Source organism: Streptomyces sp. PsTaAH-137 (genome assembly GCF_003259365.1).
In the GTDB taxonomy this organism is placed as follows: Bacteria; Actinomycetota; Actinomycetes; order Streptomycetales; family Streptomycetaceae; genus Streptomyces.
On record NZ_QLLY01000009.1, the window covers coordinates 285999 to 312084 of the forward strand.

At 70.9% G+C, this 26086-nt stretch carries 27 protein-coding genes and 1 pseudogene; 13 read left to right on the forward strand and 15 right to left on the reverse strand.

Translation table 11 applies throughout. The features are described 5' to 3' along the window. Positions 1–193: 193 nt before the first annotated feature. Together K377_RS21815 and K377_RS21820 are read left to right on the forward strand one after the other, a co-directional pair. On the forward strand, positions 194–427 hold the full coding sequence (locus K377_RS21815; protein ID WP_111665130.1) for a hypothetical protein: 234 nt from the start codon (positions 194–196) through the stop codon (positions 425–427). Positions 428–509: 82 nt separating this feature from the next. Then, complete coding sequence (locus K377_RS21820; RefSeq protein ID WP_111665221.1) at positions 510–818, forward strand: hypothetical protein; 309 nt, start codon at positions 510–512, stop codon at positions 816–818. A gap of 24 nt (positions 819–842) precedes the next feature. On the opposite strand, the gene K377_RS21825 is transcribed toward K377_RS21820, so the two are convergent. The 4 genes from K377_RS21825 to K377_RS21840 all read right to left on the reverse strand — a co-directional run bounded on the left by K377_RS21825 (position 843) and on the right by K377_RS21840 (position 5162). Continuing rightward, positions 843–1466: an ATP-binding protein gene (locus K377_RS21825; protein WP_111665131.1), complete on the reverse strand. Its 624-nt coding sequence runs from the start codon at positions 1464–1466 to the stop codon at positions 843–845. 206 nt (positions 1467–1672) lie between these two features. Beyond that, positions 1673–3424 (reverse strand): subtype B tannase, encoded by a 1752-nt coding sequence (locus tag K377_RS21830; RefSeq protein WP_111665132.1) that lies wholly within the window; start codon positions 3422–3424, stop codon positions 1673–1675. Between the two features lie 167 nt (positions 3425–3591). Beyond that, on the reverse strand, positions 3592–4377 hold the full coding sequence (locus K377_RS21835) for a hypothetical protein (protein ID WP_111665133.1): 786 nt from the start codon (positions 4375–4377) through the stop codon (positions 3592–3594). A gap of 218 nt (positions 4378–4595) precedes the next feature. Continuing rightward, entirely contained in the window at positions 4596–5162 is a 567-nt protein-coding gene (locus K377_RS21840) for a TetR/AcrR family transcriptional regulator (RefSeq protein ID WP_111665134.1), read from the reverse strand. Between the two features lie 281 nt (positions 5163–5443). Here K377_RS21840 and K377_RS21845 point away from each other — a divergent pair, with 281 nt between their 5' ends. Continuing rightward, positions 5444–6574: an oxygenase MpaB family protein gene (locus K377_RS21845; RefSeq protein WP_258395095.1), complete on the forward strand. Its 1131-nt coding sequence runs from the start codon at positions 5444–5446 to the stop codon at positions 6572–6574. Positions 6575–6614: 40 nt separating this feature from the next. On the opposite strand, the gene K377_RS21850 is transcribed toward K377_RS21845, so the two are convergent. Genes K377_RS21850 through K377_RS21865 form a run of 4 tightly spaced genes read right to left on the reverse strand, consistent with a single transcriptional unit; the run spans position 6615 to position 10048 of the window. Then, a complete protein-coding gene (locus K377_RS21850) occupies positions 6615–7538 on the reverse strand; it encodes a LysR family transcriptional regulator (RefSeq protein WP_111665136.1) in 924 nt (307 codons plus the stop codon). A gap of 10 nt (positions 7539–7548) precedes the next feature. Further along, complete coding sequence (locus K377_RS21855) at positions 7549–8685, reverse strand: NAD(P)/FAD-dependent oxidoreductase (RefSeq protein ID WP_111665137.1); 1137 nt, start codon at positions 8683–8685, stop codon at positions 7549–7551. Beyond that, the gene (locus K377_RS21860) at positions 8682–8879 is read right to left on the reverse strand and encodes a ferredoxin (RefSeq protein WP_111665138.1); all 198 of its coding nucleotides are present in this window, start codon (positions 8877–8879) and stop codon (positions 8682–8684) included. The genes K377_RS21855 and K377_RS21860 overlap by 4 nt, the downstream gene beginning before the upstream one ends. Beyond that, positions 8876–10048: a cytochrome P450 gene (locus K377_RS21865; RefSeq protein ID WP_111665139.1), complete on the reverse strand. Its 1173-nt coding sequence runs from the start codon at positions 10046–10048 to the stop codon at positions 8876–8878. The genes K377_RS21860 and K377_RS21865 overlap by 4 nt, the downstream gene beginning before the upstream one ends. 227 nt (positions 10049–10275) lie before the next feature. Here K377_RS21865 and K377_RS21870 point away from each other — a divergent pair, with 227 nt between their 5' ends. Both K377_RS21870 and K377_RS21875 read left to right on the forward strand, forming a co-directional pair. Then, entirely contained in the window at positions 10276–11418 is a 1143-nt protein-coding gene (locus tag K377_RS21870; RefSeq protein ID WP_237551368.1) for an epoxide hydrolase family protein, read from the forward strand. A gap of 102 nt (positions 11419–11520) precedes the next feature. After that, positions 11521–11934 (forward strand): ATP-binding protein, encoded by a 414-nt coding sequence (locus K377_RS21875; protein WP_111665140.1) that lies wholly within the window; start codon positions 11521–11523, stop codon positions 11932–11934. A 32-nt stretch (positions 11935–11966) separates the two neighbouring features. Here K377_RS21875 and K377_RS21880 read toward each other — a convergent pair whose 3' ends face one another. The 4 genes from K377_RS21880 to K377_RS21895 form a co-directional block, all read right to left on the reverse strand. Beyond that, positions 11967–12308, reverse strand: coding sequence for a DUF5713 family protein (locus tag K377_RS21880; protein WP_111665141.1), 342 nt, complete (start codon positions 12306–12308; stop codon positions 11967–11969). Positions 12309–12357: 49 nt separating this feature from the next. After that, the gene (locus K377_RS21885) at positions 12358–12672 is read right to left on the reverse strand and encodes a hypothetical protein (protein ID WP_111665142.1); all 315 of its coding nucleotides are present in this window, start codon (positions 12670–12672) and stop codon (positions 12358–12360) included. A gap of 86 nt (positions 12673–12758) precedes the next feature. Then, on the reverse strand, positions 12759–13844 hold the full coding sequence (locus tag K377_RS21890; RefSeq protein WP_111665143.1) for a HAMP domain-containing sensor histidine kinase: 1086 nt from the start codon (positions 13842–13844) through the stop codon (positions 12759–12761). Continuing rightward, positions 13837–14532, reverse strand: a complete 696-nt coding sequence (locus K377_RS21895) for a response regulator transcription factor (protein ID WP_111665144.1) — start codon at positions 14530–14532, stop codon at positions 13837–13839. The genes K377_RS21890 and K377_RS21895 overlap by 8 nt, the downstream gene beginning before the upstream one ends. A 275-nt stretch (positions 14533–14807) precedes the next feature. On the opposite strand from K377_RS21895, the gene K377_RS21900 reads away from it, so the two are divergent. Continuing rightward, complete coding sequence (locus tag K377_RS21900) at positions 14808–15794, forward strand: endonuclease/exonuclease/phosphatase family protein (RefSeq protein WP_375605943.1); 987 nt, start codon at positions 14808–14810, stop codon at positions 15792–15794. A 27-nt stretch (positions 15795–15821) separates the two neighbouring features. Here the strand turns inward: K377_RS21900 and K377_RS21905 are convergent. After that, positions 15822–17053 (reverse strand): annotated as a pseudogene (locus K377_RS21905) (GNAT family N-acetyltransferase). A gap of 283 nt (positions 17054–17336) precedes the next feature. Here K377_RS21905 and K377_RS21910 point away from each other — a divergent pair. The 6 genes from K377_RS21910 to K377_RS21935 all read left to right on the forward strand — a co-directional run bounded on the left by K377_RS21910 (position 17337) and on the right by K377_RS21935 (position 24238). Then, positions 17337–18989: an ABC transporter ATP-binding protein gene (locus K377_RS21910; RefSeq protein ID WP_111665146.1), complete on the forward strand. Its 1653-nt coding sequence runs from the start codon at positions 17337–17339 to the stop codon at positions 18987–18989. Then, positions 18986–20812, forward strand: a complete 1827-nt coding sequence (locus K377_RS21915; protein ID WP_111665147.1) for an ABC transporter ATP-binding protein — start codon at positions 18986–18988, stop codon at positions 20810–20812. The genes K377_RS21910 and K377_RS21915 overlap by 4 nt, the downstream gene beginning before the upstream one ends. 161 nt (positions 20813–20973) lie before the next feature. After that, positions 20974–21201, forward strand: coding sequence for a hypothetical protein (locus K377_RS21920; RefSeq protein WP_237551369.1), 228 nt, complete (start codon positions 20974–20976; stop codon positions 21199–21201). A gap of 135 nt (positions 21202–21336) precedes the next feature. Then, entirely contained in the window at positions 21337–22014 is a 678-nt protein-coding gene (locus K377_RS21925) for an AIM24 family protein (RefSeq protein WP_111665149.1), read from the forward strand. Between the two features lie 84 nt (positions 22015–22098). Continuing rightward, positions 22099–22863, forward strand: a complete 765-nt coding sequence (locus K377_RS21930; RefSeq protein ID WP_111665150.1) for a metallophosphoesterase — start codon at positions 22099–22101, stop codon at positions 22861–22863. A gap of 85 nt (positions 22864–22948) precedes the next feature. Then, a complete protein-coding gene (locus K377_RS21935) occupies positions 22949–24238 on the forward strand; it encodes an MFS transporter (RefSeq protein WP_111665151.1) in 1290 nt (429 codons plus the stop codon). A 2-nt stretch (positions 24239–24240) separates the two neighbouring features. Here the strand turns inward: K377_RS21935 and K377_RS21940 are convergent, their stop codons facing one another. Both K377_RS21940 and K377_RS21945 read right to left on the reverse strand, forming a co-directional pair. Beyond that, positions 24241–24798: a GNAT family N-acetyltransferase gene (locus K377_RS21940; RefSeq protein ID WP_111665152.1), complete on the reverse strand. Its 558-nt coding sequence runs from the start codon at positions 24796–24798 to the stop codon at positions 24241–24243. A 65-nt stretch (positions 24799–24863) separates the two neighbouring features. After that, positions 24864–25277, reverse strand: coding sequence for a cytidine deaminase (locus K377_RS21945; protein WP_111665153.1), 414 nt, complete (start codon positions 25275–25277; stop codon positions 24864–24866). A gap of 251 nt (positions 25278–25528) precedes the next feature. On the opposite strand from K377_RS21945, the gene K377_RS21950 reads away from it, so the two are divergent. Then, positions 25529–26074, forward strand: coding sequence for an EF-hand domain-containing protein (locus tag K377_RS21950; RefSeq protein ID WP_111665154.1), 546 nt, complete (start codon positions 25529–25531; stop codon positions 26072–26074). Positions 26075–26086 lie beyond the last annotated feature (12 nt).

Consider the following 26086-nt stretch of genomic DNA (forward strand, 5'->3'; position numbering starts at 1 on the left):
TCGGATGCTAAGGCAGCCCGCAGAAGAGCAGCAGGTGACACACATGTGACCTTGTTCTCCTTGTCTTGCGCGTGTCGATGGCCTAGCGGCAGGGGAGGGGGCGGCCCTTGGGCGGCGGAGCGGGCGGGCGACGGCGGGATCGCGGGTTGCCCGCGGACGGAGCGGGCACTCGCAGACGAGGAGGTGGGCGGGCATGAAGGAGTTACGGACGTCGACCGCGCCGGCGTGGAGCAGGCCCGGAGCCGCATGGACCGCGAAGTTCTGCTGGCCCGCGCTGCTCGTCGGCATCGGCCTGCTGGTGTGGCGCATCGTCGACCGCGACAGCGTCGTGCACATCGCGTTCTCAGCGCTTTTTGTACTCGTCCTGGCCCTGGTCCTGATCGGAAATCGATCCGCGCGCGAGCGCGATCGGCGGCGCTCCTCCTGAGGGAGTCGGCGCATCCATGGAAAACGCGGCGCCGACCAGAGACCATGACAGTCACGACGGCATCAACCATGCGGAGGACGCCATGCTGTTCGCGGCCGAGAAGGGCGACATCACCACGATCATCGGGGGAATCGCCCCCGACTGGGGACCCTTCGGTTCCCTCGGGACCGAGGCCAAGACCATGGTCCAGGTCGTGATGGCCGTGGCGATCCTGCTCTGCCTGGCGATCGCGATCTGGGGCGCCGCCAAGCAGCGCGTCGGCGCGACGGCGTTGCGCGACACGTTCAGCGCGGAGCAGGGCAAGGGCCTCATCATCGCCGGGCTGACGGGGGTGTTCATCATCGGCTCGCTCGGCACGCTGTTCACCATCGTCTACGGCATGGCCTTGTGAGCGGGTCCGCCCGATCCTGTCCGGCTATTGGTCGACCGTGACACGGAGATGCGGCCAGGAACCGGCGAGCCGCGCCACCTCACGAACCATTGCACCGTCCCCCGGAAGCAGCGGCTTGGCGGGCAGGAAACGGACGCTGGTACCGGTCGTCCCGTCGCCCGGGACCGGCTGGAGCCCGGTGACGGGGACGCCGTGTTCGTAGCGCTGGGTCCAGGACCCGTTGAGGCGGCGGTTGGTGTGGACGAGCCAGGTGCTGAGTGCCGCGACGGTGGACATGCCCCGCCGAGGACGGCCGTCGGGCAGCTTCGGGGCATCCTCGTCGTCGAAGAAGCGCAGATCCTTGGTCGCCATGACCGGCTTCTTCACGACCTCGCCCCGGTCGTCGACCCGTGTGTCGGTACCCCGCCCGTCATCCACGACGGAGACGGAGCCGTCCGGGTGCACGGTGACGCGGCAACGCCCGCCGCCCCTGCTCTCGGCCTCGTCCGCCGCGTAGGCGAGGACCTCCAGCACCAGATGCAGCATGCCGCCCGGTGCGTATCGGCCCGGATCCCGGCGGATGCCCGCGAGATGCCGGACGTCGACGGTGTTCGCCCAGTCGTGCGTGGTGTTGTGCCAGGTGGCGCGTGCGGCCCGTGGTGCATCCATCCGGGAAGTATGCGGAGGGGCGCCGGGCGGGCGGACGGTGGGGGTCCCGATGCCCCGCACCGGACGGCAGGCTCCGCTCTGAACCCGACCGCCTCGCGGAGCAGCGGCACGGTGCCGCGCCCGGGGATGTACTCCCAGTTAGGGCAGGCGCCCGCCGGACTGCCCGGCCGAGCGCCTGTACCCGTCCCGTCACCGTCGCGTGCGGCTCACCGGCGGCCGGAGCCGAGCGGGTCACCGGCCCGCTCGACGACCTTGGCGATCCAGGCCATGGCCTCCGGCACGTCGTAGTTGCCCGCGTGCGGCTGGTTCCAGGCCAGCTGGAAGTTCACGTTCCCGACCTGCGGGTCAGCCTCCAGCGCGCGGTCCAGGTTGATGCCGATGATGAACGAGGTGTCGCGGTCCCGGGTGCCGTTGCGGACGTACCAGTTCGGCGCCGTGTCGGCATGCTCGGTGCCGATGAAGTCCATCGGGTTGATCAGGTGGAGCTGGTCGTCGACGGTGGTGCTCTTCCTGGCGGTGTACTGCTTCCAGGTCAGTCCGGTGTCGTCCAGGCCGCTCCCGTCGCCCGCGACGTCGTTGTGGTCCCAGCTGAACTCGGTGTAGTTCAGGTACTTCTGGGTGTACGGGCCGAACAGGTTGGTCTCGGTGCCGCTCGTGGTGTTGCCGTACACGCCGACCCCGTCGAACGCGGGCGTCGACTTCAGCGTGGCCTGGGTGGCGACGAACTTCAGGTACGTCGTCATGTCGACCGAACGCACCTTGTTCCTGGTGTTGTCGACGTCCAGCCAGTCATTGACGTACGACTTCGTGGTGGACCCGCCGGGGCCGCCGGAGACGATGACGAAGTTCTCGCCCAGGGCCGGGATCGTGTGCGTCGGATCGGCCTTGAGGTAGGTCTCCGCCGAGCGGACGACCTCCTTCTTTATGGTGGCGAGCATGGTCGCGGCGGTCAGCTTCGAGCCGTCCGGATTGCGCAGGCCCAGGCTCTTCTCGTACGCCGGGAACTTGGCCGCGATCGCCGCCGCGTCCGCCGCCCGCGCGTCGGAGCCGGTCGCGTCCCGGGTGCCGAGAACGTTGTAGAGCCACTCGTACGCGACGTCCGCGTTGCCGAGATCGGTGATCGGGCAGTACGCGTTCACCGCGAACACGTCGTCGCGCAGGGTGCTACGCCCCTTGGAGTCGATCCCGGCGGCGCCGATCGCCGCGAGATAGGGGTCGAACGCGCTGTCGTTGCCGGACGCGCCCAGGATGGAGGAGAGCGCGCCGCCGCCGCTGGTGCCGTTGACGACGATCCGCTCGGCGCTGCCCGGCATCGCGGCGTCGTTGAGCCGCAGATAGCGCACCGCCGCCTTCGCGTCGACCGCCGCGGCCGGCGCCTTGCCCGGTGAGGAGCCGTCCGCGCCGACAAGGCCGCGGCTGCGGTTCGCGACGTCCACGAACACGTAACCGGCCTTCAGGGCCGCACCCACATTGCTCGTCGAACTGTCGTAGGCGGCCCCGGCGGTGACGCTCGCCTTGAGGTAACTGGCCATCCAGCCGCCGTTGTTCACCGCGAAATAGACGGGCGCGCGCTGATCGCCGAAGGCGCTCTCGGGCACGAACACGTTCATGCTCTGGTAGCCGCAACGGGTGTTGTCGATGGTGGTGCTCCCACCGATCCCGGTCTGCTGGGGCGCGGCGGCGACCGGGTCGGCGACGTAGCAGATCTCCTTGTACCAGCGCACGTTCACGGGCTGTCCGTCGACCGTGACGGTGATCGTCGTGTAGGCGCTCCGGTCGAACGCCAGCGCCGCGTCCTGCGGATCCGCGCCCCGACCCCGCTCCAAGGACGAGGTGGACGCGACCGCGAAGGACACCGGCGTCGCGATCGCCGTCAGGGCGAGCGAGCCGACGAGCGCCAGACCTCGCAGCAGATGTCTGGGGGCGGGACGTCCCGTGGGCGCAGAGAGTCGCTGCATGAAGTCTCCTCATCGCGTGCCGAGTTGTGTGGCCGAGGCCTCAGGACCGCGGCGTCGCACACGCTACGAGACTGTTAACAATCTGCACAGCGATCGTGGAAACATTTTTGTTGACGATTAGGATCGGGATCTCCGGAGCGCGCACGGACGACGGGACGGCGCGAGCGTCATCCGGCGACCCGCAGCTCGCCGCGGACCTTGCCCGTCAGCTCCGCCGCCTCCGAGGTCGACAGTCCGAAGATCCCGTCGTAGGGGGTGACCAGCGCGATGGTCGAGTAGTCGGCCCAGCCGCACACGGTCGTCCTGCTGTCCTCGCTGGTCTCGAAGTTGTCGATGGACAGCTCGGCGCACATCATCACGGCGCCGTCGAGCGAGTCCGCCTCCGTGTCCTCGGGCACGCCCAGTTGGGAGACGATGTGGGTGTTGCCCTTTTGTGAGGCGTCGGCGAGATTGTCCTGCATCTTGGCGAAATAGTTGTCCAGGGCGATTTTGGGCTCGGCGATCTTTCCGTACGCACCGGTGACCGTGAACCGTGCGTGGTTCCGCGCACTGCGCAGCTTCTCCTGGACGCCGTCCGGGTCGGAAGTGTTGAGGTTGCCGAGATCCTCCTCGTAGTAGCTCGCGACGACCGGCTCGGGGTTCTCGATGCCGATCTCCTCCAGTTCTCCGGTGTCCGTGCCCGTGACGGTGGTGTCGGACGCGTCGCCGTATCGGAAGTACGTGGCGAACGACGTCGTCGACGGAGTGGTCAGCTTGTGCGGGCCGTCGTCCTCGAGGCCCTTCGAGCCGAGGAACCAGAAGAGGGTGCCACCGATCGCGGCCAGTGCCACGACCACGCCGGCGACGATCCCGACCGTCTTTCCCGCGCCGCCCTGGCGCGGCGGCTGCCCGCCCTGCTGCGGCGGCCATCCCCAGCCACCCTGCTGCGGAGGTCCGTACGGGGCCGGTTGCACGGGCGGCCCGTACGGTCCCGGCTGTACCGACGGCTGTCCATACGGTCCCGGCTGCTGCACCCCGTAGGGTCCCGGCTGCTGGGGCTGACCGGTGTACGGGCCCGGATGGTTGTGGCTCACTGCTGACGTCCCCTCGTGCGCTGATGTGTCAGCACATCCTGCCGGACGCCCGGACCCCGTTCGGCGCCCGTGGTGCCGCCCTCGGTGGCCGAACGAGGTCAAGCCGCTGTCGGCCGCAGGTAGTTGAGCGTCAGCTCGGTCAGTTCCAGGAGGAAGAGATCCCGCTGGATGGGGGGACGGTCCAGCAGGTAGCGGACCGTCAGGTGCTCGACCGTGCGGACCAGCATCCAGGCCGCCGCGGGCAGGGAGAGGTCGGGGCGGAGTTCGTCGCGCCGGGTGGTGAGATAGGCGAGGACCAGCTCGCCGATGCGGTCCTCGAAGATCCGCAGGGCGCGGCCGTCGTCCAGCTGGGGGCCGTGGACGACGGCCGCCCGCAGGAACGGCGGCTCCACGTCCAGGCCGTCGAGCAGCGTGGCGAGGGTGGCACGGACGATCACCGGCGCGGGCTGCTCGAACTGGCCCGTCATCTGGGCGGTGATCCCCGCCACGAGCTGATCGCTGTAGCGCTCCAGCACGGCCAGGACGATCGCGTCCTTGTGCGGGAAGTACTGGTACAGCGAGCCCGGACTGATCCCCGCGGCTGCCGCGATACGGCTGGTCGACGCGCCCTCGTAGCCGTGCTCGGCCAGGACCTGCGCGCCCGCTTCCAGGATGCGCTCCACCATCGCCCGCGACCGCTCCTGGCGCGGAACCCTGCGCGCCGGGACGCGAGCGCCCGGTGTGTGCCGGTCGTCGCTTCCCGGTGATGACCTGGGCATCAGAAGACGAGTTGAACGCGAATATGAGAGACCGTCAGCATCGAGTCATGGTCGCACACGAGCCCTCAGCACGAGCAGCCTCGGTCGAGCCACATCGAACGAGGACGCCCCCGTCGCCGTACCCCCGGCGCTTCCGTGAGACGGAACGCCTCAACCACCGCCTGGGCAGGCCCCTGCGCCTGCTGCGTGTGAGCCGTGGCCGCGTCGACGAGCGGCTGCTCGCCACGATCGGCGAACGGCTCACCGCACGCGACGAACTCGGCGCCGCCCTGGCGGGCGCCCTGCGCGACACCGGGCGGCCCGACAGGGCGACGATGAAACAGTTCCGGCGCGCCCTGCGCGACGGCATCGACGCCGTGCCCGACGCGCCGGGGGCGCTGCGGGACTTCTTCGCCGCGGTCGAACCGGTGCCGGACTGGGTGGACTTCGACCTGGTCGAGGAGGGCGCCAGAGTGTCCCGCCGCTTCGGCCGCAACACCGCCGACGTGATGCTGCAACTCGCGCTGATCGGCTCGTACCGGTTCGACGGACCGCCGCGACTGCTGGTCGAGACCGGCGGACTGGTCGGCGGCTCCGCGCTGCGCCGGATCGCCGAGACACAGCACTGGGCGACCGCCGTCACCGCACCCGGCGCCCTGCGCCGCGACGGGGAGGGCTTCCGCCTGACGGTGCACGTCCGCCTGATGCACGCCCTGGTCAACCACCGGTTCGAGCGCGGTGGGGGATGGGACACCGGGCGATGGGGTCTGCCCGTCAACCAGTCCGATCTCGCCGCGACCCTCGGCCTGTTCAACGCCGTCCAACTCCTCGGCGTCCGCCTCCTCGGCGTGCGGGTGACCCGCGCGGAATCACGCGCGGTCATGCATCTGTGGAAGTACGTGGGTCATCTGCTGGGCGTGGACGAGGACTGGCTCTTCGACCACGAGGCGCAGCAACACCGCCTGAACTACCACCTGTTGCTCACCCAGAGCTACGGCGGAACGGCCGGACCGCCCCTGGCCGGTGCCCTGGTGGAGGCCCAACGCCACCTGCACTTCACCCACTTCGCCCGCCTGCGCCGCGCCTACACCCGGGCCCGTCTGCTCAGCATGCTGCGCTACTTCCTCGGCCGCCGCGGCCTGCGCGACCTCGGTCTGCCGCCTGCGCTGCCCTGGGCCGTACCACCGCTCATGGCCGCCAACCTCCTGCGCTACCAGATACTCGGCCGCACCGAGCCGGGCCGCGCACATTTGCAGCGCCGAGGGGAGCGGTTCATCGAACGGCACCTGCGGCGGCACTTCCACGAACAGACCCCGGACGTCGCGGCGTTCGACGTATAGCGGCGGCAGTCCGCGACGACCGGAACCCGGAGCCCGATGATCAGAGCCCAGCGGCGACATCGAGAAGGAGCGTCCGCAGCCACGCGGTGAAGTGCTCGTCCGCGAGCCGGGGATTCCAGACCATGTCGATCCCGAGTCCCGGCAGCGGGAAGGGGAACTCCTCGATCCGCAGATCGGAGAGAGCCCGCATGGCGACGGCGACCCGGTGCCGGAGGAGCGCGACGCCGCCTCCGCGCGCGACGAGGAACGGCACCAGTAGATAGTCGGAGACCAACTGGCCCACTTGGTAGGGGATGCGTCGCTCCTCCAGCAGCGCGTAGGGGAAGACCCGTCGGTCGGTGTCGACGACGATGTGCGGCTGCGTGGTCAGCAGGCCGAGCGCGTCGGCGTCCGGGGGAGAGGCGGGCGAAGCCACCACGACGCACCGGTCGTCGTAGAGCCGCTCGCGCGGAAAGGGCGAGAAGTGCCCCTCGGAGATCAGGACGACATCGACGCCGTGGTCGGTGAACGTCTCCTCCGTCGGGACCGTGAAGGTGCGCAGGCGCAGAGTGGCCCCGGGAGCGCGTTCCGCCACGAGCCGCATCAGGGGAGGGCCGACGACGAACGCCGTGCTCGTCGTCATGGCGATCGTGACGGTGCGTCGGTCCGTGGCGGGGTCGAACCGTGGCGCGCCGAATAGACGGGACGCCCGGTCCAGCACATCGCGCAGCGGTCCGATCAATTCCTGCGCGCGAGGCGTGAGGGCGGCACCCGCGCGCTGACGGACGATGAGGTCGTCCCCCAGCAGCCGGCGCATCCTGGCCAGCGCGTGGCTCATGGCCGGCTGGGACAGCCCCACCCGCTCGGCCGCCTTGGTGACGGATCGTTCCTCTAGGACCGCGAGGAGCGGCACCAGAAGATTGAGGTTGACCGAGGCCAGCCGGTCGGGTCCCGGGCCGGTGCCGCCGTTCTCCTCGTCGTCCATGCGGCGAACCCTATGCGGCTGCCCGGTGCGTCCGGCGCAGCCGCGGGACCGGGATCCGGTGGTTCAGCGCCACGGTCGCCCCGTGACCGCCGGGACCCGACCACCGCATCAGCGCGGGCCCGCCCCCGGGACCGCCCTCGACGAACACGGGGTCACCGTTCACCGGCAGCCGCCCGACCGCCTTGAGCGTCACCCCGAACTGTTCGGTCCAGAAGTACGGCAGGAAGTCGAGCGGCGCCGCCTCCTCACCCAGGACGAGCGCCCTGGCGGCCACCTTGGCCTGCTCGATGGCGCTGCTCCACAGCGGGACGCGCCGTGGACCGTACGGCGTCGGGAACGCGGCGAGGTCCCCGACGGCGGCGACCTCGGGCCGGGCCAGCCCCCGGCCGTCGACCGGAACGGCATCCCGCACCGTGAGTCCCGTGCCCGCGAGCCATTCCGTGTTCGGCACCTCACCCACGGCCGTGACGATCACCTCCGCATCCGGTGTGCCGCCACCGTCCAGAACGACCTGGGTGCCGTCGGGCGAGAGCCGGGCAGCCGCTCCGGACTCCACGACGGTGAGCCCCCGCTCCCGGGCCGCGTCGAGGATGACCTCCGCGAGGTAGGGGCCGAGCTGCGCGGTGAGCGGCGTCCCCCGGGACACGAGGGTGACCCGGCACCCGGCGGCCAGACAGCCCGAGGCGAGCTCCATCCCGAGCGGCCCGCCGCCGACCACGACGACCGACGGCCGGCCGGCGAGCCGGCTGCGCAGCGCCAGCGCGTCGTCCATGCCGCGCACGGTGTGTTCGGCGGGGGAGCCGGACAGGCGGCGCGCGCGGGAGCCCGTGGCCAGGACCACGCGGTCGTACGGCAGTTCAGTGCCGTCGTCGAGGCGGACGCGGCGCCGGTCGAGGTCGAGCCCTGTGGCCCGTGCGCCCAGAAGCTCCCGTCCACCGTGCCCGGCGGGCAGGGTAGGGGTCGACATGGGGGCACCGTCGAGCAGCAGGGCCTTGGACAGGGCCGGCCGGCTGTAGGCCGGATACGGCTCGTCCCCGACGAGGGTCAGCTCCCCGTCGAAGCCCGTCTCGCGGAGCGTGTCGGCGGCGGTGAGCCCGGCGATCCCGTTGCCGACGATGACGACGCGGCGCAGGACGTCCCCGCTCATACGATCCTCAACGCGGCGACCGGGCACACGCGGACGGCGGCGTTCGCCAGGGCCGCACCGGCGTCGTCGGCCTCATCGACGTGCTCACGGTCGAGGACGAGATCACCCGCGTCGTCCACATGCATCAGATCCGGGGCGGCCTCCTCGCACAGGCCGTGGCCCTCGCAGCGCGGGCGGTCGAGGACGATCCTCATGCGGGGGTCACCTCCAGGACGGGGAGCGATGCGATGCTCCGGGTGATGTTGCCGGGGACGCGGACCGCGGCGCCGACGACGAGTCGTTCGACGCGCCGGGCGAGCGCGCCGATCACGGCATGCGCCTCCAGGCGGGCGAGCCCCTGGCCCGCGCAGCCGTGCGGGCCGTAGCCGAACGACAGATGGTCGACGGGACTGCGCTCGACACGGAACGTGTCGGGGTCGGCGTAGTGCCGGGGATCGCGGTTGCCTGCGCCGAGCAGGACGGCGATCTGCGCGCCCGCGGGGACTATGACCCCGTCGATCTCCACGTCCCTGGCCGCACGCCGCCCCCACACGTTCACGGGGGACCAGTACCGCAGCACCTCGTTGAACGCCCCCGGCAACAGCGACGGCCGGTCGCGGACGAGAGCGAGCTGGTCGGGGTGCGCGGCGAACAGGGCGACGATGTTGCCGATGGCCGCCACGGTGGTGTCGATGCCCGCGCCGAGGTACTGGTGGATGATGTGGCCGGCCGACCCCGGCGGCACGGCTCCGCGCTCCTCGGCGTCGAAGATGCCACGGCCCACGGACCCCTCGGCCAGATCCCCGGCGCGGACCTCGGAGCACCACGCGTACAGCTCTCCGGCGATCGGGAAACTGTCGGCCGTGCGCTGATTCATCGGCCCGATGACCTCCATGGCGGCCTGCCCCCAGCGCAGCATGTTGGCCCGCGCACGGCCCGTGAACCCGATGAGATCCGCGACGACCTCCAGCGGAAACACCCGCGCGAGGGCATCGACGGCCTCGAAGGAGCCCCGCTCGACGAGCCCGGCGACCAGGCCGTCAGCCTTCGCCTCGATACGTCCCTTGAGACCGCGCAGCGCACGGGGAGAGAGATTCTCGGTGAGCGTGGCACGCAATCGTGTGTGAACCGGCGGATCCGACGCGAGGGAAGTACCGGCGAGCGCCTCATTGGCCCGCGCGTTGAAAGCGATCGACGCCGAGGAAAAGGATTCCCAGTCGCCGAGCGCGGCCCGGATCGTGTCGTACCGGGTCAGCGCGTAGACGTCATTCTTCGGGAGACGCACGACGGGCCCGATGTCCCGCAGTTCGGCAAAGGCGGGATACGGGTCGATGACGACTTCGTCGGCGAACAGGTCGATGTCGGAGGTGGGTTGGGAGGACATGCCATTCAGTGAAAAGCCTGCTGCCGCATCAGACAAATGAATGTTTTGCATTCATCGGAATGCACGGCATGAATAGCGAAGAGGCGGGCCGGAATCGGCCGGCACAACCGAGACCCCAGCGGGCCGTGACCCCGGTCGGTCGGGCATCGTGTCGTACGCAGGTCGCATCACCCGTCACTCCCGTCCCCCACCCGTCCCCAGAGGACGGACGCACCGAGGAGCACACCTTGCCGACGACCGCACCCGTCCTCCAGGTCAGCGACGCCGACCTGGAGGATCTTCGCGCCCGGCTGCGCGCCACCCGGTGGCCCGAGCCCTGGCCGACGGACGACGGCTGGGAGGCGGGTACCGATGCCACCGAACTCCGCCGACTCGTCGACCACTGGGCCGACGGCTACCCATGGCGGACCCACGAGGCCGCCATCAACGCCCTGCCCTCCCACTTCGCCGACCTCGACGGCACGCCGGTGCACTACCTGCGCTACGACGGCGAACACCCGCACGCCCTGCCCATCGTGCTCACCAACGGTTGGCCGAGCACCGTCCTAGAACTCACGTCCCTGGCCGAACGACTGGCCGGCCCCTCCCGCCACGGCGGAGGCCCCCGGGACGCCTTCACCGTGATCGTCCCCTCCCTGCCCGGCTTCGCCTTCTCCCCGCAACGTCCCACCCTCACCGAGCAGACCCACGAGCTCTGGCACCGGCTGATGCACGACCATCTGGGCTTCCGGCGCTACGCGGCCCACGGCGGTGACCTGGGCGCCGGCATCACCTCACGGCTCGCCGAGGCACACCCCGAATCCGTCGTGGGCATCCACCTGCTCGCCGCCGCGCCCCCGGCCGACCAGGACCGGCCCCCGCTCACGGCGGAAGAGACCGCCCACGTCGCCTCCGTCGCCGCCTGGCAGGCCGAGGAGGGCGGCTACATGCACCAGCAGAGCACCCGCCCCCTCACCCTCGCCCCCGCCCTGAACGACTCGCCCGCAGGCCTGCTCTCCTGGATCGTGGAGAAGTACCGAGCGTGGAGCGACTGCGGCGGTGACCTGTCGTCACGCTTCAGCGACGACTTCCTGCTCACCCAGGCGTCCCTCTACTGGTTCACCGGCACGATCTCCACGTCCTTCCGCCCGTACTACGAGTACGCGCACCACCTGACCCGGCGCGTGCGGAGCGTGGACGTCCCCACGGCCCTGGCCCTGTTCCCCGCGGACCTCTCGGAACCGCCGCGGAGCTGGGCCGAGCGCACCTACCGCCTCACGCGTTACACGCACCTGCCCCGGGGCGGCCACTTCGCCGCCCACGAGGAACCGGCCCTGCTGGCCGACGACATCACCGTGTTCTTCCGGGACCTCCGCCCCTCCTCGGGCTGACCGGTTGCGGCCACGATCCGACGACTGAACCCTCTCGATCGCCGCGTACGTGCATCGGCCGATCCGGGGCACCCGACAGGGGACACGGAAAGGTGGTTCATCGTGGCGGACTCTTCACTCCGGGCAGTGGGGTGGGCGCGCTCGTTGCCGATCAGCAGCGGAGTCAAGGCGGCCCGTGACTGGACGCGCTCCCATCTGGAGGACCTGGAATGGTCCCGAAGCGCGCCGGACACGGTCGACGCCGTGCTGCTGACGGTCTCCGAGCTCGTCACGAACACGCACATCCACGCACGCAGTACGGCCCAGCTCGTCCTGGCCTGGGACGGCGAATGTCTGCACGTGACCGTGCACGACAACAGCCCGCAGATGCCCAAGCCGCGCGAGAGCGACGAGGAGGCGACCGGTGGGCGCGGACTGCTGCTCATCGACGCGCTCGCGGACACCTGGCAGGCCCATGAGTGCCCGCGCGGCAAGGAGGTCACGGCCTGCTTCCGGCCGGTGAACACCGACAAGTGATCACCGGCCGGTGAACGTCGGTCGGTGAGTTCTCACCACTCCCTGGTGGCGATCAGTTCCTCCACGTCGGCCTCCGCGAACCCGTAGGCCGACGCGACGAACCAGAAGTCTTCGGCGATCTCTTCGCGTGCCACCGTCTCGATCTCGCTCCCGGCCGCCTCGAATTCCGCCTCCAGCCCGTTGAACTCCTCCGTCGCGGCGTGAGTGAGCGCGTACAGGGCCGGCAGGTCCGACGGCTGCTCGGCCTCGATCCGCTCGCACAACCGAAGCAGGACCGCCCTGCCCTTGTCGACGACATGATCGGGAAAGTACGCGTCCGCGTACAGCGGCCGCAGAAACGCGTGCCCGGCTATCCGCTGGTTGATGATCGGCATGGTGCTCATCCTGCACCGGGCCACTGACAACGAGGCGCCCGCCGAGGCACTACGAGTCGAGCTGACGCAGCCCCTCTTCCCAGCGTCGCCTGCGATCCGTCTCGTCCTGCTCCCACCACGGCGGCGTGCCCCGCTCTCCGAGAGCGACCTTCGCGGTGTGGACCCGCCGGCGCGAGGCGCGCTCCGCGGTTGCGTCCTTCTCGCGGAGGGCGACGCCCACGGCCCGGCGGGCGGCCATCAGATGCGAGCGCAGCCGGGCCGCGGCGTCGTCCGGCACGGAGGGATCGGTGGCCCGCCACTTGCGGCCGCGGATCACGACGTAGTGGCCGTCCGGTGTGTGTTCGGGTTCGGTGCGTTGATTCACCTGAGTCGTATTCCGCGCGTGCGGTGCCCGCGAACCCGTGCCCGGCGGGCTCGCGCGCCCCGATGGGCCCGAGGACCGTAGGAGGTTCACCCGTCGGCGTGGAGCCGCGCGGGCAGTTCCACCGTGACGCGGAGGCCGCCCGCGGAGCGCGGGACGAGGGTGAGTGTTCCGTCATGGGCGTGGGTGATGGTTCGGGCGATCGTCAGGCCGAGGCCGACCCCCGCGTGGTCGGTGTGGACGCGTTCGGTGCCGCGTCGGAAGGGTTCGGTGAGGGTCGAGACATGCTCCCGGACGAGTTGCTCGCCGGTGTTCTCGACGGTGAGTTCCACGGTCTCGGGGCGGACGCCGGTCGTCACCCGTACGGTGCCGTGTCCGGGCAGGTTGTGGACGATCGCGTTGTGGACGAGATTCGTGACCAGCTGGAGCAGGAGGGCCGGAGATCCGGTCGTGGGAGTGATGTCGCCGCTGGTCTCGATGGCGACACCGTGCTTCTCCGCGAGGGGCAGGAGCGTCTCGACGGCCTCTTCCGCGAGAAGGGACAGGTCGACGCGTTCCGCGGCGAAGGACCGCTGCTCGGCGCGGCTGACCAGGAGCAGCGCCTCGGTGAGGTCGATGGCCCGCGTGTTGACGGCGCGCAGGCGTTCGACGAGTTCGTCGACGTCACGGTGCGGATCGGTGCGGGCCACGTCGAGGAGTGCTTTCGAGACGGCGAGCGGGGTGCGCAGCTCGTGGGAGGCGTTGGCGGCGAATCTCCGCTGTTCCCCGACATGTGCGTCGAGCCGCGCGAGCATCGTGTCGAAGGCGTCGGCGAGTTCGCGGAACTCGTCCCTGCGGCCCGGCAGCCTGATCCGGTGGGAGAGGGAACCGGTCGCGGCCGTACGTGTGGCGTCCGTGATGGCGGTCAGGGGAGCGAGCATGCGGCCGGCGAGGATCCAGCCTCCGAGGAGACCGAAGACCAGCAGGAACGCCATGACGGCAGCTGCCCCCGACGCGTAGTGGAGGGCAAGATCCGAGCGGACCTGCAACCCGCCGATGCCGGCCTTCACGTCAGGCAGGTCTTTGAGCAGGAAGACCCACACCGCGGCGACCATCAGAACACCGGCGAGCATGAGGAATCCGGCGTAGCTGAGGGTGAGCTTGAGACGAACGCTCAGCCCGGGCGCCCTATCCACGGTCCGCTCCCTCGTCCGCGGCCCGCGGTGGTGCGTCGATGCGGTAGCCGACGCCCGGCACGGTGGCGATGATCCAGGGTTCGCCCAGGCGCTTGCGCAGGGCCGAGACCGTGATGCGCACGGCGTTGGTGAAGGGGTCGGCGTTCTCGTCCCACGCGCGCTCCAGGAGTTCTTCGGCGCTGACGACACCCCCTTCCGCGGCGACGAGGACGTCGAGCACGGCGAACTGCTTCCGGGTCAGCGCGACGTACCGGTCGTCCCGGTACACCTCGCGGCGGAAGGGGTCCAGGCGCAGCCCCGCGATCTCCCGCACGGGCGGCCTGATGTGGGCGCGCCGCCGGTCGAGCGCTCTGAGCCTGAGCGCGAGTTCCTGGAGCTCGAAGGGTTTCGTGAGGTAGTCGTCCGCGCCGAGTTCGAACCCGGAGGCCTTGTCGTCGAGCCGGTCCGCCGCGGTGAGCATGAGGATTGGCATCCCGGTACCGGAGGCCACGATGCGTCGGGCGATCTCGTCACCGGACGGTCCGGGGATGTCGCGGTCGAGGACGGCGATGTCGTAGGTGTTGACGCTCAGCCTTTCCAGAGCGGTGTCGCCGTCCCCCGCGATATCGGCCGCGATCGCTTCCAGGCGCAGACCGTCGCGAATGGCTTCCGCCAGAAAGGGTTCGTCCTCGACGATCAGCACACGCATGACGTCAAGGCTACGAGGCGGTCCCTATCGTCGGCGTATCGAGAACGGCATACCTTCCGGCAACACCGAGCCGCCTTGACTGACGGCATGCATCGAACACGACCATCACCCCGAATGACGAGCGCCGCCCCCGCACTGGACCGGAGGGCGCGGCAGTGACCGGCGGCGAACGAGGACGCACGATGGTGCGGGCCGACACGGTGGAGCAGACCGGACAGGCGGCAGCCGACCGGCGGGACACCGGCTTCAGTGCCCGGCGCGCTGTCATCCGCGCGATGCGTGCCGGTGCCCGGCCGGGGCCCTGGAAGCGCGGGTACCTCCTGGCGGCGACGGCGCTGCTCCTGGGCCTGTTCATGCTGGCGCACGCGGAAATCCCCAATCGGATCGGGAATCTCGGCAGCCTGGTGGAGACCTTCCTGCCGTGGTGCGGTCTGGTCGTCCCGCTGCTGCTGGCCGGTGCGCTGTGGCGGCGCTCCGCCTCCGCGGTGGTCGCGCTGCTGTTGCCGGTCCTGGTGTGGCTGAATCTGTTCGGCGGACTGCTCAGCGACAAGTCCCACCCGGGCGGCGACCTCACCGTGGTCAGCCACAACGTCGCCGCCGACAACCCCGACCCGGCCGGCACCGCCCGCGAACTGGTCGCCTCCGGGGCGGACGTCCTGGCCCTGGAAGAGATCACCCGACAGGCCAAGCCGCTGTACGAGAAGGAGCTGGCGAAGACCTATCCGCACCATGCGGTGCGGGGCACGGTCGGGCTGTGGAGCAAGCTGCCCCTGTCGGACACACGGCCGATCGACATCAAGATGGACTACGGGCCGTTGGCCAAGACCAAACCGGCCGACACCTCCATGGAGACCGTTCGTGCGCTGCGCGCCACGGTGACCACGGGCCGGGGAACACTGGCGGTGTATGTGGCCCACCTGGCGTCCGCACGGGTGAATCCGCGGGCCGGCTTCGCGACGGACCAGCGGGACCGCGGCGCACGGGCGATCGGTGAGGCCGTCGCCGCCGACCGGAATGAGCGGGTGGTGCTGCTCGGCGACCTCAACGGCACCACGTACGACCGCGCGTTCGCCGGCATCACCTCGCGGATGCGCTCGGTGCAGGACGTGGCCGGGGACGGGTTCGGCTTCAGCTGGCCGGCCGCGTTCCCGCTGGTGCGGATCGACCAGATCCTGGTCCGGGGCATGAAGCCGGAGCGCTCGTGGTCGCTGCCGAGCACGGGCAGCGACCACCTGCCGGTGGCGGCCGCGATCAGCTGGTAGACCCGTCGCGCATCGACGGGCTCGTGGTCAGAACCAGTGCAGGCAGTGCGGCGGGCGCTCGGTACGGAACAGGGCGTCCGCGAGAGCCGCGGCGCCGGGGTGGTGAGCGTGGATGTGTCCGGCGCGTACGAGCGTGCTGGGGGCGGTGCCGCCGAGGTAGAGCGAGCCGAGGTCGTTGATGTCCAGGGACAGGTCGGGTTCCCGGTCCGTCGGGGCGCAGTGGGCCTTCCCCTCGCGGACGGTGAGCAGGTAGCGGCTGTGCTCGCCGAGGAACGGGTCGTCGACGTCGAGGACGAGTTCACCGTCCGTGGACCATCCGCGCGCGGCCAGCGCACGCGGGACATCGAGCAGCCGCAGCCAGAGCCAGTCGGTGTCGTCGCTCACCTGACCGGCGCGGAAGTCGGCGAGCTGCCAGCGCAGCGGGTGTCCGGGCGGGAGATGCTTGAACACGACGCTGGTGACCAGGTCGTGTTCGAGGACGAACGAGGCGAGGGCGGTGAAGACGGCGTCGTCGGTGGCGATGGTCTCGTCCACCGTCAACGTTCCGGCGTCGATCGAGTAGCTGGCGTATCCGTCCGCGACACCGTCGGCGTCGCGGTGGACGGCGACGTAGCGCGGTGCGGAGGAGACCGGGGCTGGCCCGCCGCCGAGGCCCACCAGCGGTGCGGCCGGGACAGAGCGCCGGGTTGGGCGCGGCGGTACCGGTCGTAGACCCCTTCGAGGATCTCGCCGCACGCGGCCCGCCGCAGCAGTTCGACCGAGCCGGTGTCCGGCGCGACGGCGGTGGCCCGGGCCTTGCCTCGTGCGCGGGGAGGGGCGAAGGCACCCTGGCGGCGCTGCACGGTCAGCCGTCGGGTGTACGTTGCCGGCCCGTAGCCGAACCTGCCGTAGATCGGGGCCTCGGAGGCCAGCAGCACGGAGAGGAAGTCACCGCGCGCCCGCAGCTCCGTGAGCTGATGCCGCATCATCGCGCTGAGCACGCCCTGGCGCCGGTGGGTGGGCAGGACACCGACACCGCTCACTCCTGCGGCGGGGGCGAGGGTCTTCCCGGGCAGGGTGAGCTCGAAGGAGTAGGCGCCGGCGGTGCCCACGGGCCGCCCGTCCGCCGCCAGGGCGAACACGCCGCGATCCATTTCGAGCGCCGCCCACCACACCCCGCCGCCGCCCTCGGCCGGGGTTTCCGGGAACAGCCCGAACGCGGCGTGAAGGGTTTCGACGAAGACATCGAGATCCTCGTCGGTCGTGCCACGGATCTCCATCGCTGCCGCTGCCTCCCTGGTAGATGGACACCACAACGTGTGGTGTCCGGGCACCCTGTGGCCTCGCCCCGTGCCCGGACCAATTGGACCATTGCCGGACTTGGGGCCCGCACCGGCCCGGGAATGCCCCTGATCCCCGAACGCCCGCCTCTGGGGGACGTGTCCCCGATCCGCGCCCCGCGGGCGTAGAGGAAAGCGATCTTTTGAGTTAGGTTAGCCTTACCTTTGCGTTTGGGGTGGGGTTGTGGTGCAGTCGAAAGGGGCCGGTCGCGTCCTGCGGGGGATGGTGCGGCGAGAGCGCCGTGCGGTCGCCGCGAGTTGCGTCCTCGGGATCTTTCACCAGATCGGTGAAGCCCTCGTGCCCGTGCTCATCGGAGTCGTGGTGGACCGCGCCGTGGTGCGCCACGACGGGACCGCGCTGCTGCGGTGGGCCGCAGTGCTCGCCGTCGTGTACCTCTTCCTGTCCGGCGGCTTCCGGCTCGGCTCCCGGCTGGCCGAGCAGGCTGCCGAACGGGCCGCGCACACCCTGCGGTTGGGGCTCGTCGAACGGGCCCTCGCCCGCGTGGGGCGCGCCGGGCCGGAGCACGCGGCCGGCGCCCTGACCACCGTCGCCACCGAGGACGCCCGGCGCCTGGGTGCGCTGTGCGTCGCGGTCCCCATCGCGGTCGGCGCACTCGTCGGAGTCGCGGCCGGAGCCGTGTTCCTGCTGCGCACCTCCGTCCCGCTGGGCCTGCTGGTCCTGCTCGGCACCCCCGTTCTGATGCTGCTCGGTCACCTGCTGGCCCGTCCGCTGGAACAGCGCAGCCACACCGAACAGGCCCGCGCCGCGCACACCGCGGCCGTCGCCACCGACCTGGTGGCCGGCGTCCGGGTCCTCCAGGGCCTGGGCGCACGCGGCGCCGCGGCCGCCCGGTACCGGATCAGCAGCCGGCAGGCGCTGCTCGCCACCGTGCGCGCGGCCCGGGCCGAAGCGCTCCAGGCCGGGCTGATGCAGGCACTCACCGGCGTGTTCATCGCGCTCGTCGCCTACGTGGGGGCCAGGCTCGCGCTGGACGGCAGTATCGGCCTGGGGGAACTGGTCGCGGCCGTCGGCCTCGCGCTGTTCCTGCCCGGTCCGTTGCAGGGCATGGCGTGGGCGACCGCCGAACTCGCCCGGGCCCGCGCCTCCGCCCGCCGCATCGCCGACGCCACCGCGGCGCCGCCCTCGGTCCCGCCGCCCACCGAGGAGGCCTTGCCGACACCGCGACCGACCGCGAGCGCCCTCGCGGTGCGCGGGCTGCCCGGACAAGGGCTCGCCGGTCTCGAACTCCACGTCGCCACCGGCGAGTTGCTCGGTGTCGTCATCGCCCCCGACCAGGCCCAGCTGCTCCTGAGGTGCCTGGCCGGGCGCGCGGGCGGCACCGTCGCCCACGTAGAGCTGGACGGTGACCCCGCGCCGACGGACGACGCTCCGCGCCCACGGCTCCTGGTCGCCGCCCACGACGCCGCGCTTTTCTCCGGTTCGCTGCGCGACAACGTCACCGCGGCGGCCGCCCCGGACCTGAACCTCGACGCGGTCCTGCACGCCTCCGGCGTCCACGAGATCGCCGCCTCCCTGGACGGCGGCCTCGACGCGCCCGTGGGGGAGCGGGGCCGTGCCCTCTCGGGCGGTCAGCGCCAACGCGTCGCGCTGGCACGCGCCCTGGCCGCGGACCCGCCCGTGCTCGTCCTCCACGACCCGACGACCGCCGTGGACGCGGTCACCGAGGCACGGATCGCCACCGGTCTGCGCGGCCTGCGCCGAGAGCGGACCACGCTGCTCGTCACCAGCAGCCCCGCCCTCCTCGCCGCGGCCGACCGGGTCGTCCTCGTCGAGAGCGGACAGATCACCGCCGACGCCGCCCACCGCGAACTCGTCCGGTCCCACGCCGCGTACCGCTCGGCGGTGCTCGCATGACGACGACACCGCGCATCGACGAACAACCGCTGAAGCGGTCGGCCGACGACGACCGTGCCGCACCGGACGCACCGGGAGACCTTCTGCCCGTCGCGGACGCCCGCAGGACCCGGGCCGCCGCGTGGGAACTCCTGCGCCCCGACCGGTACGCCGCCCTGCGGGCCGGTGCGCTGCTCGTCGCCGCGACCGCGGTCGGCCTGCTCACCCAGCCCCTGATCGGCCGCATCGTCGACCTCGTCGCCGACCGGCGGTCCGCCCAGGACGTCCTTTTGACGGCCGGCCTCGTCGCCCTCGTGGCGCTCGCGCAGGGCGCGGCCACCGCGCTCGGCCTCGCCCTGCTGGGGCGGTTGGGCGAGACCGCGCTGGCCCGGCTCAGGGAGCGATTCGTCCAGCGGGCGCTCGCCCTGCCCGCCGACCGCCTCGAACGCGCCGGCGCCGGCGACCTCACGGCCCGCGTCACCACCGACGTGGCCCGGGTGTCCGAAGCCGTCGGCTCCGCCCTGCCCGAACTCGTGCGCAGCGGCCTGACGATCGTCCTCACCCTGGGCGCGCTCCTGCTGCTCGACCCACGGTTCCTGCTCGCCGCGCTGCTGGCGGCGCCCGTCCAGTTCCTGACGGCACGCTGGTACGTCCGCCGGGCCGTCCCGCTGTACGCGGCCCAGCGCGTCGCCGACGGATCCCAGCAGCAGCAACTCCTGGAGACGCTCGGCGGCGCCGACACCGTTCGCGCCTACCGGCTCGAAAAGGCCCACACCGCACACGTGGCCCGACGCTCGCTCGCGGCCGTCGCCCTCAACCTGCGCGGCACCCGCCTGGTGCTCGGCTTCTACGGCCGGCTGCACATCGCCGAGTACATCGGGCTCATCGCCGTCCTGTACGCGGGGTTCGTCCTGGTCCGCGCCGACGCCGTGTCGATCGGCACCGCCACCGCGGCCGCCCTCTACTTCCACAATCTGTTCGGCCCCGTCAACGCCGCGCTCGTCCTCCTCGACGACGCACAGTCGGCCACAGCGGGCCTCGCCCGGCTCGTCGGCGTCACCGACCTGGGCGGCGCCCCGGCCGGGGCGGACACCGGCCGGGACGAGTCGTGGCAGGCGACCGTCCTCGACGTCGACCGTGTCGGCCACAGTTACGGCTCAGGCAGGCCCGTCCTCACCGACATCTCGCTGACCCTGCGCCGCGGGGAGCACGTCGCGCTCGTCGGCGCCAGCGGCGCCGGCAAGTCCACCCTGGCCCGCATCGTCGCCGGAGTGCAGGACCCCACCCACGGCACGGTCACCCGAGCGCCCGCCCAGCCCGGCGCCGGACCACCGGCCGTCCTCGTGTCGCAGGAACTGCACGTGTTCGCCGGGCCGTTGACGGACGACCTGCGCCTCGGACGGCCGGACGCCGACGATGCCGCACTGCGCGCGGCCCTGTCCGAGGTCGGCGCCCTGGACTGGGCGCTCGCGCTGCCCGACGGACTCGACACCGTCGTCGGCGACGGCGGTCACCCGCTCGACGCGGTGCAGGCCCAGCAACTCGCCCTGGCCCGACTGGTACTGGCCGACCCCGCCGTCGCCGTGCTCGACGAGGCCACCGCCGAGGCGGGCAGCGCCGGCGCGCGCGTCCTGGAACGCTCGGCCCGCGACGCCCTGCGCGGCCGCACCGCCCTGATCGTCGCCCACCGCCTGACCCAGGCCGTCACCGCGGACCGGGTCGTCGTCCTGGAACGCGGCCGCGTCGTGGAGAGCGGCCCGCACGAGGACCTCGCCCACGCAGGCGGCCGCTACGCCGAACTCTGGGCGGCCTGGTCCGGCGAGCGACCCGCCGAGGGCGCCTGAATTCCCGGCCGAGTGGCTCGGCGCCCAAAAAAAGGGGGGCGACAGGTCCCTGCAGAGCCACCGGGAACAGGGGACTCCCGGTCATAACGACGGTGAGCCGGGGCACACGGAGTGCCATGGACACTCATGAGAGCAGAGCCGCAGACCGGGGCCCGGGAACGATGGAACGCGGAACGTCGCAGCGGCTGGCGGCGCGTCAGCGCATGTGGGTGCACTCCTGGACGGGCCTGTGCGTACTGGCCACCCTGTGGTCGCTGGCTTGGGTCGTCGGCTGGATCAGCGGGGTCGAGGACAGCTGGGCCTTCGCCGCGGCCGGGTTGGTGCTCCTCGGCTGTGCGTCGTGGGCGCGCCGTTCAGCCATCCGCAACGCCCCACCGCGTCACCTGTGACCTGATCGCGCCCCGGACGATCGAGACAGTACGGCTGTCGAGGCTCGGTCGCGGCGGTCCCCGCCGATGGACCGAGGTGAAGCGGATCCCTGTGTTCCGTGGCTGGGTCCGGAAAAGCGGGGTACCGGGGGGCGCATGCAGAGGAACCTGTTCGACCCCGAGAATCTGATCCAGCCTGCGGAGGCCCCGGGGCTCACGCAGCAGAATCCGATGGCGGTGCGCTACACCGTCAAGGGCGAGGCGTTCGCGCGGCAGGGCACGATGGTCGCCTGGCGCGGCTCGCTGCAGTTCGAGAAGCAGGGCCAAGGCGTCGGGAACTTCCTCAAGCGGGCGGTCACCGGCGAAGGCTTGGCCCTGATGAACATCGCGGGTGAGGGCGAAGCATGGTTCGCCTCCGAAGCGGCCCACTGCTTCATCGTCGACGTCGACCAGGAACACGGCCTCACCGTGAACGGGAAGAACGTGCTGGTCTTCGACGCGTCACTGGGCTACGACATCACCACGGTGAAGGGCGCGGGGATGGCAGGCGGCGGCCTGTTCAACTGCACCTTCACCGGCACCGGCCGTCTCGCGCTGACGAGTATGGGTGTTCCGCTGGTGCTTCCTGTGTCACCGCAGGCGCCCGTGTACGTGGACACGGACGCTGTCGTCGCCTGGAGCCCGCAGCTCAGTTCCTCGCTCCACCGCTCCCAAGGCGTCGGCTCCATGCTGAAGGGCGGTTCCGGCGAGGCGGTCCAGCTGAAGTTGGAGGGCGAAGGCGTGGCCGTGGTCAACCCCGGCGAGCCCAAGCCGAATCCCAAGCAGACGACCTGAGCATGGTGGTGACCAAGGGCAAGCCCTGACCATCCGGTTGGATCGGACGGCAGACGCCCCACCACCTACGTTGCGAGGTCCTCGATGGTTGCAAGCGTCGCCGTGCTGTCCGACATCCATGGCGTGTTGCCGGCCCTGGACGCCGTGCTGAGCGAGCCCGATGTCCTGGCGGCCGAGCTCATCGTCGTCACGGGTGACCACGTAGCCGGTCCCCAACCGATCGAGGTTCTGGATCGGCTACGTACGCTCGGGGACAGGGCACTCCTGGTCCGTGGCAACGCTGACCGCGAACTCGTGGAGATGGCGCGGGGTGAGTTCGCCTCCGACCAGGCGTGGGACATCGACCTGTGGGCAGCTGACCAGCTGAAGCCAGAGGACGTCACTCTCCTTGCGGAACTCCCTCACCCGGTCACCGTGGAGATCGACGGATTCGGCAAGATCCTCTTCTGCCACGGCAGTCCGCGTCACGACGACGAAGTGGTGCTGGTCGACACCCGCCTGGACCGCTGGGCAGAGATCTTCTCCGATCTGCCCGACGACGTACGGACGATGGTCTGCGGGCACACCCATATGCCCTTCATGCGCCTGGTCGACGAGCGACTCGTCGTCAACTCCGGAAGCATCGGCATGCCGTACGGGAGGGCCGGAAGCTCGTGGGCCCTGCTGAGCGACGGCCAAGTGCATCTGCGGCACACCGCGTTCGACATCGACGCGGCGGTGGACCGGATCGCCCATGAGTCGACGTTTCCCGGTGCGCGCGCCTGGGCCGACCACTACGTCCGCGCGGTCACCACCGATGCCGCCGCACTCCGCACGTTCGGCCCACGAGACGGACGCCTCGACGGTTGATCGACGAGCAACTCGATGTCAGTGCCGTGTGGCACTGTCGGCCCCGTGATCACCGTCATCAGTCGGATCAATCGGGGGGCGTCCAATGTCGGCTAGCGAGGGGGCCGCTGAGGCGACCGCGAAAACGGGCGGTGTTCCGGGGCCGAGAGGGGGTGACGAGGGACAGGCACGAGCCGGACTGCCTCGGGCCTACGTACTGTGGCTCGTCGGCATCCTGGTCTCGATCGCGGGCGACGCGGTCTTCTACTTCGCTCTCGGCTGGGCAGCCAGCAAGTACGGCGGGACCGTCGCGGGGCTGACGCTGAGCGCGATCACGCTGCCGCGCGTTCTGCTCCTCCTGCTCGGAGGGGCGGTCAGTGACCGCGTCAGCGCGCGCCGAGTGCTGATCACCGGCGATGCGGCGATGCTGGTCTTCTCGCTCGTCCTCGCGGCCGTCGCCTACTCCCTGGGCGCCCCACCCCTGCTGCTCATCGCGACAGGCGTGGCGGTCGGTGTCGTCGACGCGTTCTATCTACCGGCGTCGGGTTCCATGCCCCGTCGGCTGGTGTCCGAGGCCCAGTTGCCCCGTGCGCTGTCCCTGCGCCAGGTCGGCGGTCAGGTGATCAACATGGGAGGCGCTCCGCTGGCCGGTGTGCTGGTCGGCCTGGCCGGATTCGCGGGGGCCGCGGCTGTCAACGCGGTCACCTTCGCCTTCACCCTCATCGTCCTGATATCCGTCCGCCCGCAGCACGACGTGCCGCCTGCCCCACGGTCGGACGGCCTCCTCAAGGAAGCCCTGAACGGGGTGAAGGTGGCCTTCTCCCACCCGGTGCTGCGCCCGGGGCTGTGGCTCACCGGAGCGGCGGCCGGTTTCCTGTTGCCCGTGATGTCCCTGCTGGTTCCCCTGCTCGCCCGGGAGGAGCACTGGAGCGCGGGATCCGCCGGGCTGGTCCTCGGCGCGCAGGGAGTGGGCATGGTGGCGGTCACCCTGGTGGTCGTGAAGCGCGGGCCACTGGGGCGTCCCGGCCTGCTGGCGGCGTGCGCGCTGGTCCTGGCGGGCGCAGGCGTCCTCGGCCTCGGGCTCGCCCCCGGCCCGACCGCGGCCACGGCCGCGGGACTGCTCATCGGCGTCGGCAACGGCACCTTCTCGGCGCACATCGCGCCGCTGATCCTCGCCTCGTCACCCGACACGCACTTGTCACGCATCCAAGCGGTCCTCGTCCTCGTGCAGAGCGTGGCCCTGCTTCTCATGAACAACGTGCTCGGCGCCCTCGTCGACCTCAAAGGCGCGACAGCCATCGTTGTCGCCTGCGCCGTCATGCTCATCGGCGTCGGGCTCGCGGGTCTGACCTCCGGCCCGCTGCGCAACGACCGAACGGGACTGGTGCGGCGCTGATCTCAACCGGTGCAGGCGGAGTCCGCTCGCGGGTACCTCACGCCGAACCACTGCTCGGCGCCGAACTCGTCGAACCGCTCGGTCTCCGTGAACCCCAGCTTTGCGGCGAGGCGGACAGAACGCGTGTGAGCGGTCTGAGTGCTGAGCACCACCGGTTCACCAGGAAGGGTTTCAGCGAACCAATCAAGTGCCGCCTGGCATGCCTCGGCAGCGTAGCCATGACCCCACGCCTTCGGCAGGAACATGTAACCGAGTTCGGCTTCCTCAGTCCCTGGACGGACATGGCCTGGACGCTCTGCGTCCCGTCGATCGAATTGGATCGAGCCGATCATCGTTCCGCGGAGATCGACGACGAAGACGCCAGTTCGCCGCCCGGGTATCTCAGGGATCGCCCGCTCAAGCTCGTCGCGTGGCCGCGCCCCACCCAGGTAGGCGCGCACCTCTGCTGATGCGAACAACTCGACGAACGCACCACGATCGCGGCCCTCGGCCTGCCGGAGCGTGAGTCGTGCGGTGCTGATCGGAGCGGGCGGCCAAGCGGAGACCACGAGTTCAGTCATGCCGTCGAACCTATCGCCCGGCGCTCGAAGGAGTCCGCTCCAACCCTTCGAGTGCGTAACCCGGTTCACCCGGCGTCGAGCTGGTGGTCGGCCCAGACGTAGCTTTCGGGCAGGAGGTCGGCGATGGGAACAGCCCGGACGCGGTCGCCGGCGCCGACGATGACCTTGAGCGCGGGGAAGTAGTCGAGGAGGACCTGTCGGCACCGACCGCACGGAGGGACGACACCCCGGTCGCGGTCTCCCACGGCGACGATCGTGTCGAGTTCGTAGGCACCTTGGGCGGCTGCCGCGCCGATGAGGACCAGCTCGGCGCAGGGACCGCCGGTGAAGTGGTAGGCGTTCACCGCGGTGATGATCCGGCCGTCCTGGGCGCGGGCCGCGGCTGCCATGGTGTGGTTGTCGCCCCGGCAGCGGGTGCGGGCGACGTGTGCTGCGGCCCGGACGAGTTCATCGTCGGCGGGGTGGACTCGCGTGGTCATCTTCTCTGCCTTCCTCAGGGTGTGAGGCGACGGTGACCCGCCTGACCAGGGTGCGCAAGTGAATACCGGTGGTGTGTCTGTTCGGCGGTCGTTGGGTCAACGGTCGCAGCGCGCGAGGGTGACGGTTCGCGCGCATGTGCCCGTGGGGGAGTGGGCGCGTCCCGCCCTACAGTGACAGAGCGTCAGCTGTCGTCCACGACGACGGCGGGCGATGGATCGGTGGATGGTGGCTGCGGCGAGGGAGACTGCTCATGGCCAGTGCGTTTCAGGAGCGCAAGCTCAGGGGGATGTTCACCGCCTTCGACACGGATGGTGACGGCTATCTGCGCGAGGACGATTTCCGGGCGCTCGTCAACCGCTGGCTGCAGCTGTCGGCGGCCGCGCCCGGAACCGACCTCGGTACGCGCGTGCAGACCCTGGTGATGGGATGGTGGGCGGCGCTGCTGGAGGTCGGTGACGCCAACGGGGACGGAACCGTCGACATGGACGAACTCCTCGCGCTCGTCGACAAGCTGCCCGCGATGGTCGACAGCGTCACGGCGACCGCCGACACCGTCTTCGACGCCGTGGACGCGGACGGGGACGGACGAATCTCCCCCGAGGAGCACCGCCGGCTCGTCGAGACCTGGAACGGGCAGCCGACCGACATCACCGGCGTCTTCGAACTGCTCGACCTGAACGGCGACGGCCACCTCAGCCGCGAGGAGTTCGCCACGCTCTGGCGGCAGTTCTGGATCAGCGACGACCCCGCGGCTCCCGGCAACTGGCTGTGCGGCAGGATCCCCGTCGCCGGCTGAGATCGGCGCCGG

What these genes read in the sequence shown, in the direction of transcription:
- K377_RS21920 (WP_237551369.1), top strand. Translation starts at nt 20,974, where the DNA reads ATGGAACGCGGAACGTCGCAGCGGCTGGCGGCGCGTCAGCGCATGTGG.
- K377_RS21910 (WP_111665146.1), top strand. Translation starts at nt 17,337, where the DNA reads ATGGTGCGGCGAGAGCGCCGTGCGGTCGCCGCGAGTTGCGTCCTCGGG.
- K377_RS21860 (WP_111665138.1), bottom strand. Translation starts at nt 8,879, where the DNA reads ATGAGGATCGTCCTCGACCGCCCGCGCTGCGAGGGCCACGGCCTGTGC.
- K377_RS21935 (WP_111665151.1), top strand. Translation starts at nt 22,949, where the DNA reads ATGTCGGCTAGCGAGGGGGCCGCTGAGGCGACCGCGAAAACGGGCGGT.
- K377_RS21815 (WP_111665130.1), top strand. Translation starts at nt 194, where the DNA reads ATGAAGGAGTTACGGACGTCGACCGCGCCGGCGTGGAGCAGGCCCGGA.
- K377_RS21895 (WP_111665144.1), bottom strand. Translation starts at nt 14,532, where the DNA reads ATGCGTGTGCTGATCGTCGAGGACGAACCCTTTCTGGCGGAAGCCATT.
- K377_RS21945 (WP_111665153.1), bottom strand. Translation starts at nt 25,277, where the DNA reads ATGACCACGCGAGTCCACCCCGCCGACGATGAACTCGTCCGGGCCGCA.
- K377_RS21840 (WP_111665134.1), bottom strand. Translation starts at nt 5,162, where the DNA reads ATGGTGGAGCGCATCCTGGAAGCGGGCGCGCAGGTCCTGGCCGAGCAC.
- K377_RS21940 (WP_111665152.1), bottom strand. Translation starts at nt 24,798, where the DNA reads ATGACTGAACTCGTGGTCTCCGCTTGGCCGCCCGCTCCGATCAGCACC.
- K377_RS21880 (WP_111665141.1), bottom strand. Translation starts at nt 12,308, where the DNA reads ATGCCGATCATCAACCAGCGGATAGCCGGGCACGCGTTTCTGCGGCCG.
- K377_RS21915 (WP_111665147.1), top strand. Translation starts at nt 18,986, where the DNA reads ATGACGACGACACCGCGCATCGACGAACAACCGCTGAAGCGGTCGGCC.
- K377_RS21820 (WP_111665221.1), top strand. Translation starts at nt 510, where the DNA reads ATGCTGTTCGCGGCCGAGAAGGGCGACATCACCACGATCATCGGGGGA.
- K377_RS21865 (WP_111665139.1), bottom strand. Translation starts at nt 10,048, where the DNA reads ATGTCCTCCCAACCCACCTCCGACATCGACCTGTTCGCCGACGAAGTC.
- K377_RS21950 (WP_111665154.1), top strand. Translation starts at nt 25,529, where the DNA reads ATGGCCAGTGCGTTTCAGGAGCGCAAGCTCAGGGGGATGTTCACCGCC.
- K377_RS21925 (WP_111665149.1), top strand. Translation starts at nt 21,337, where the DNA reads ATGCAGAGGAACCTGTTCGACCCCGAGAATCTGATCCAGCCTGCGGAG.
- K377_RS21930 (WP_111665150.1), top strand. Translation starts at nt 22,099, where the DNA reads ATGGTTGCAAGCGTCGCCGTGCTGTCCGACATCCATGGCGTGTTGCCG.
- K377_RS21855 (WP_111665137.1), bottom strand. Translation starts at nt 8,685, where the DNA reads ATGAGCGGGGACGTCCTGCGCCGCGTCGTCATCGTCGGCAACGGGATC.
- K377_RS21825 (WP_111665131.1), bottom strand. Translation starts at nt 1,466, where the DNA reads ATGGATGCACCACGGGCCGCACGCGCCACCTGGCACAACACCACGCAC.
- K377_RS21900 (WP_375605943.1), top strand. Translation starts at nt 14,808, where the DNA reads ATGCGTGCCGGTGCCCGGCCGGGGCCCTGGAAGCGCGGGTACCTCCTG.
- K377_RS21830 (WP_111665132.1), bottom strand. Translation starts at nt 3,424, where the DNA reads ATGCAGCGACTCTCTGCGCCCACGGGACGTCCCGCCCCCAGACATCTG.
- K377_RS21850 (WP_111665136.1), bottom strand. Translation starts at nt 7,538, where the DNA reads ATGGACGACGAGGAGAACGGCGGCACCGGCCCGGGACCCGACCGGCTG.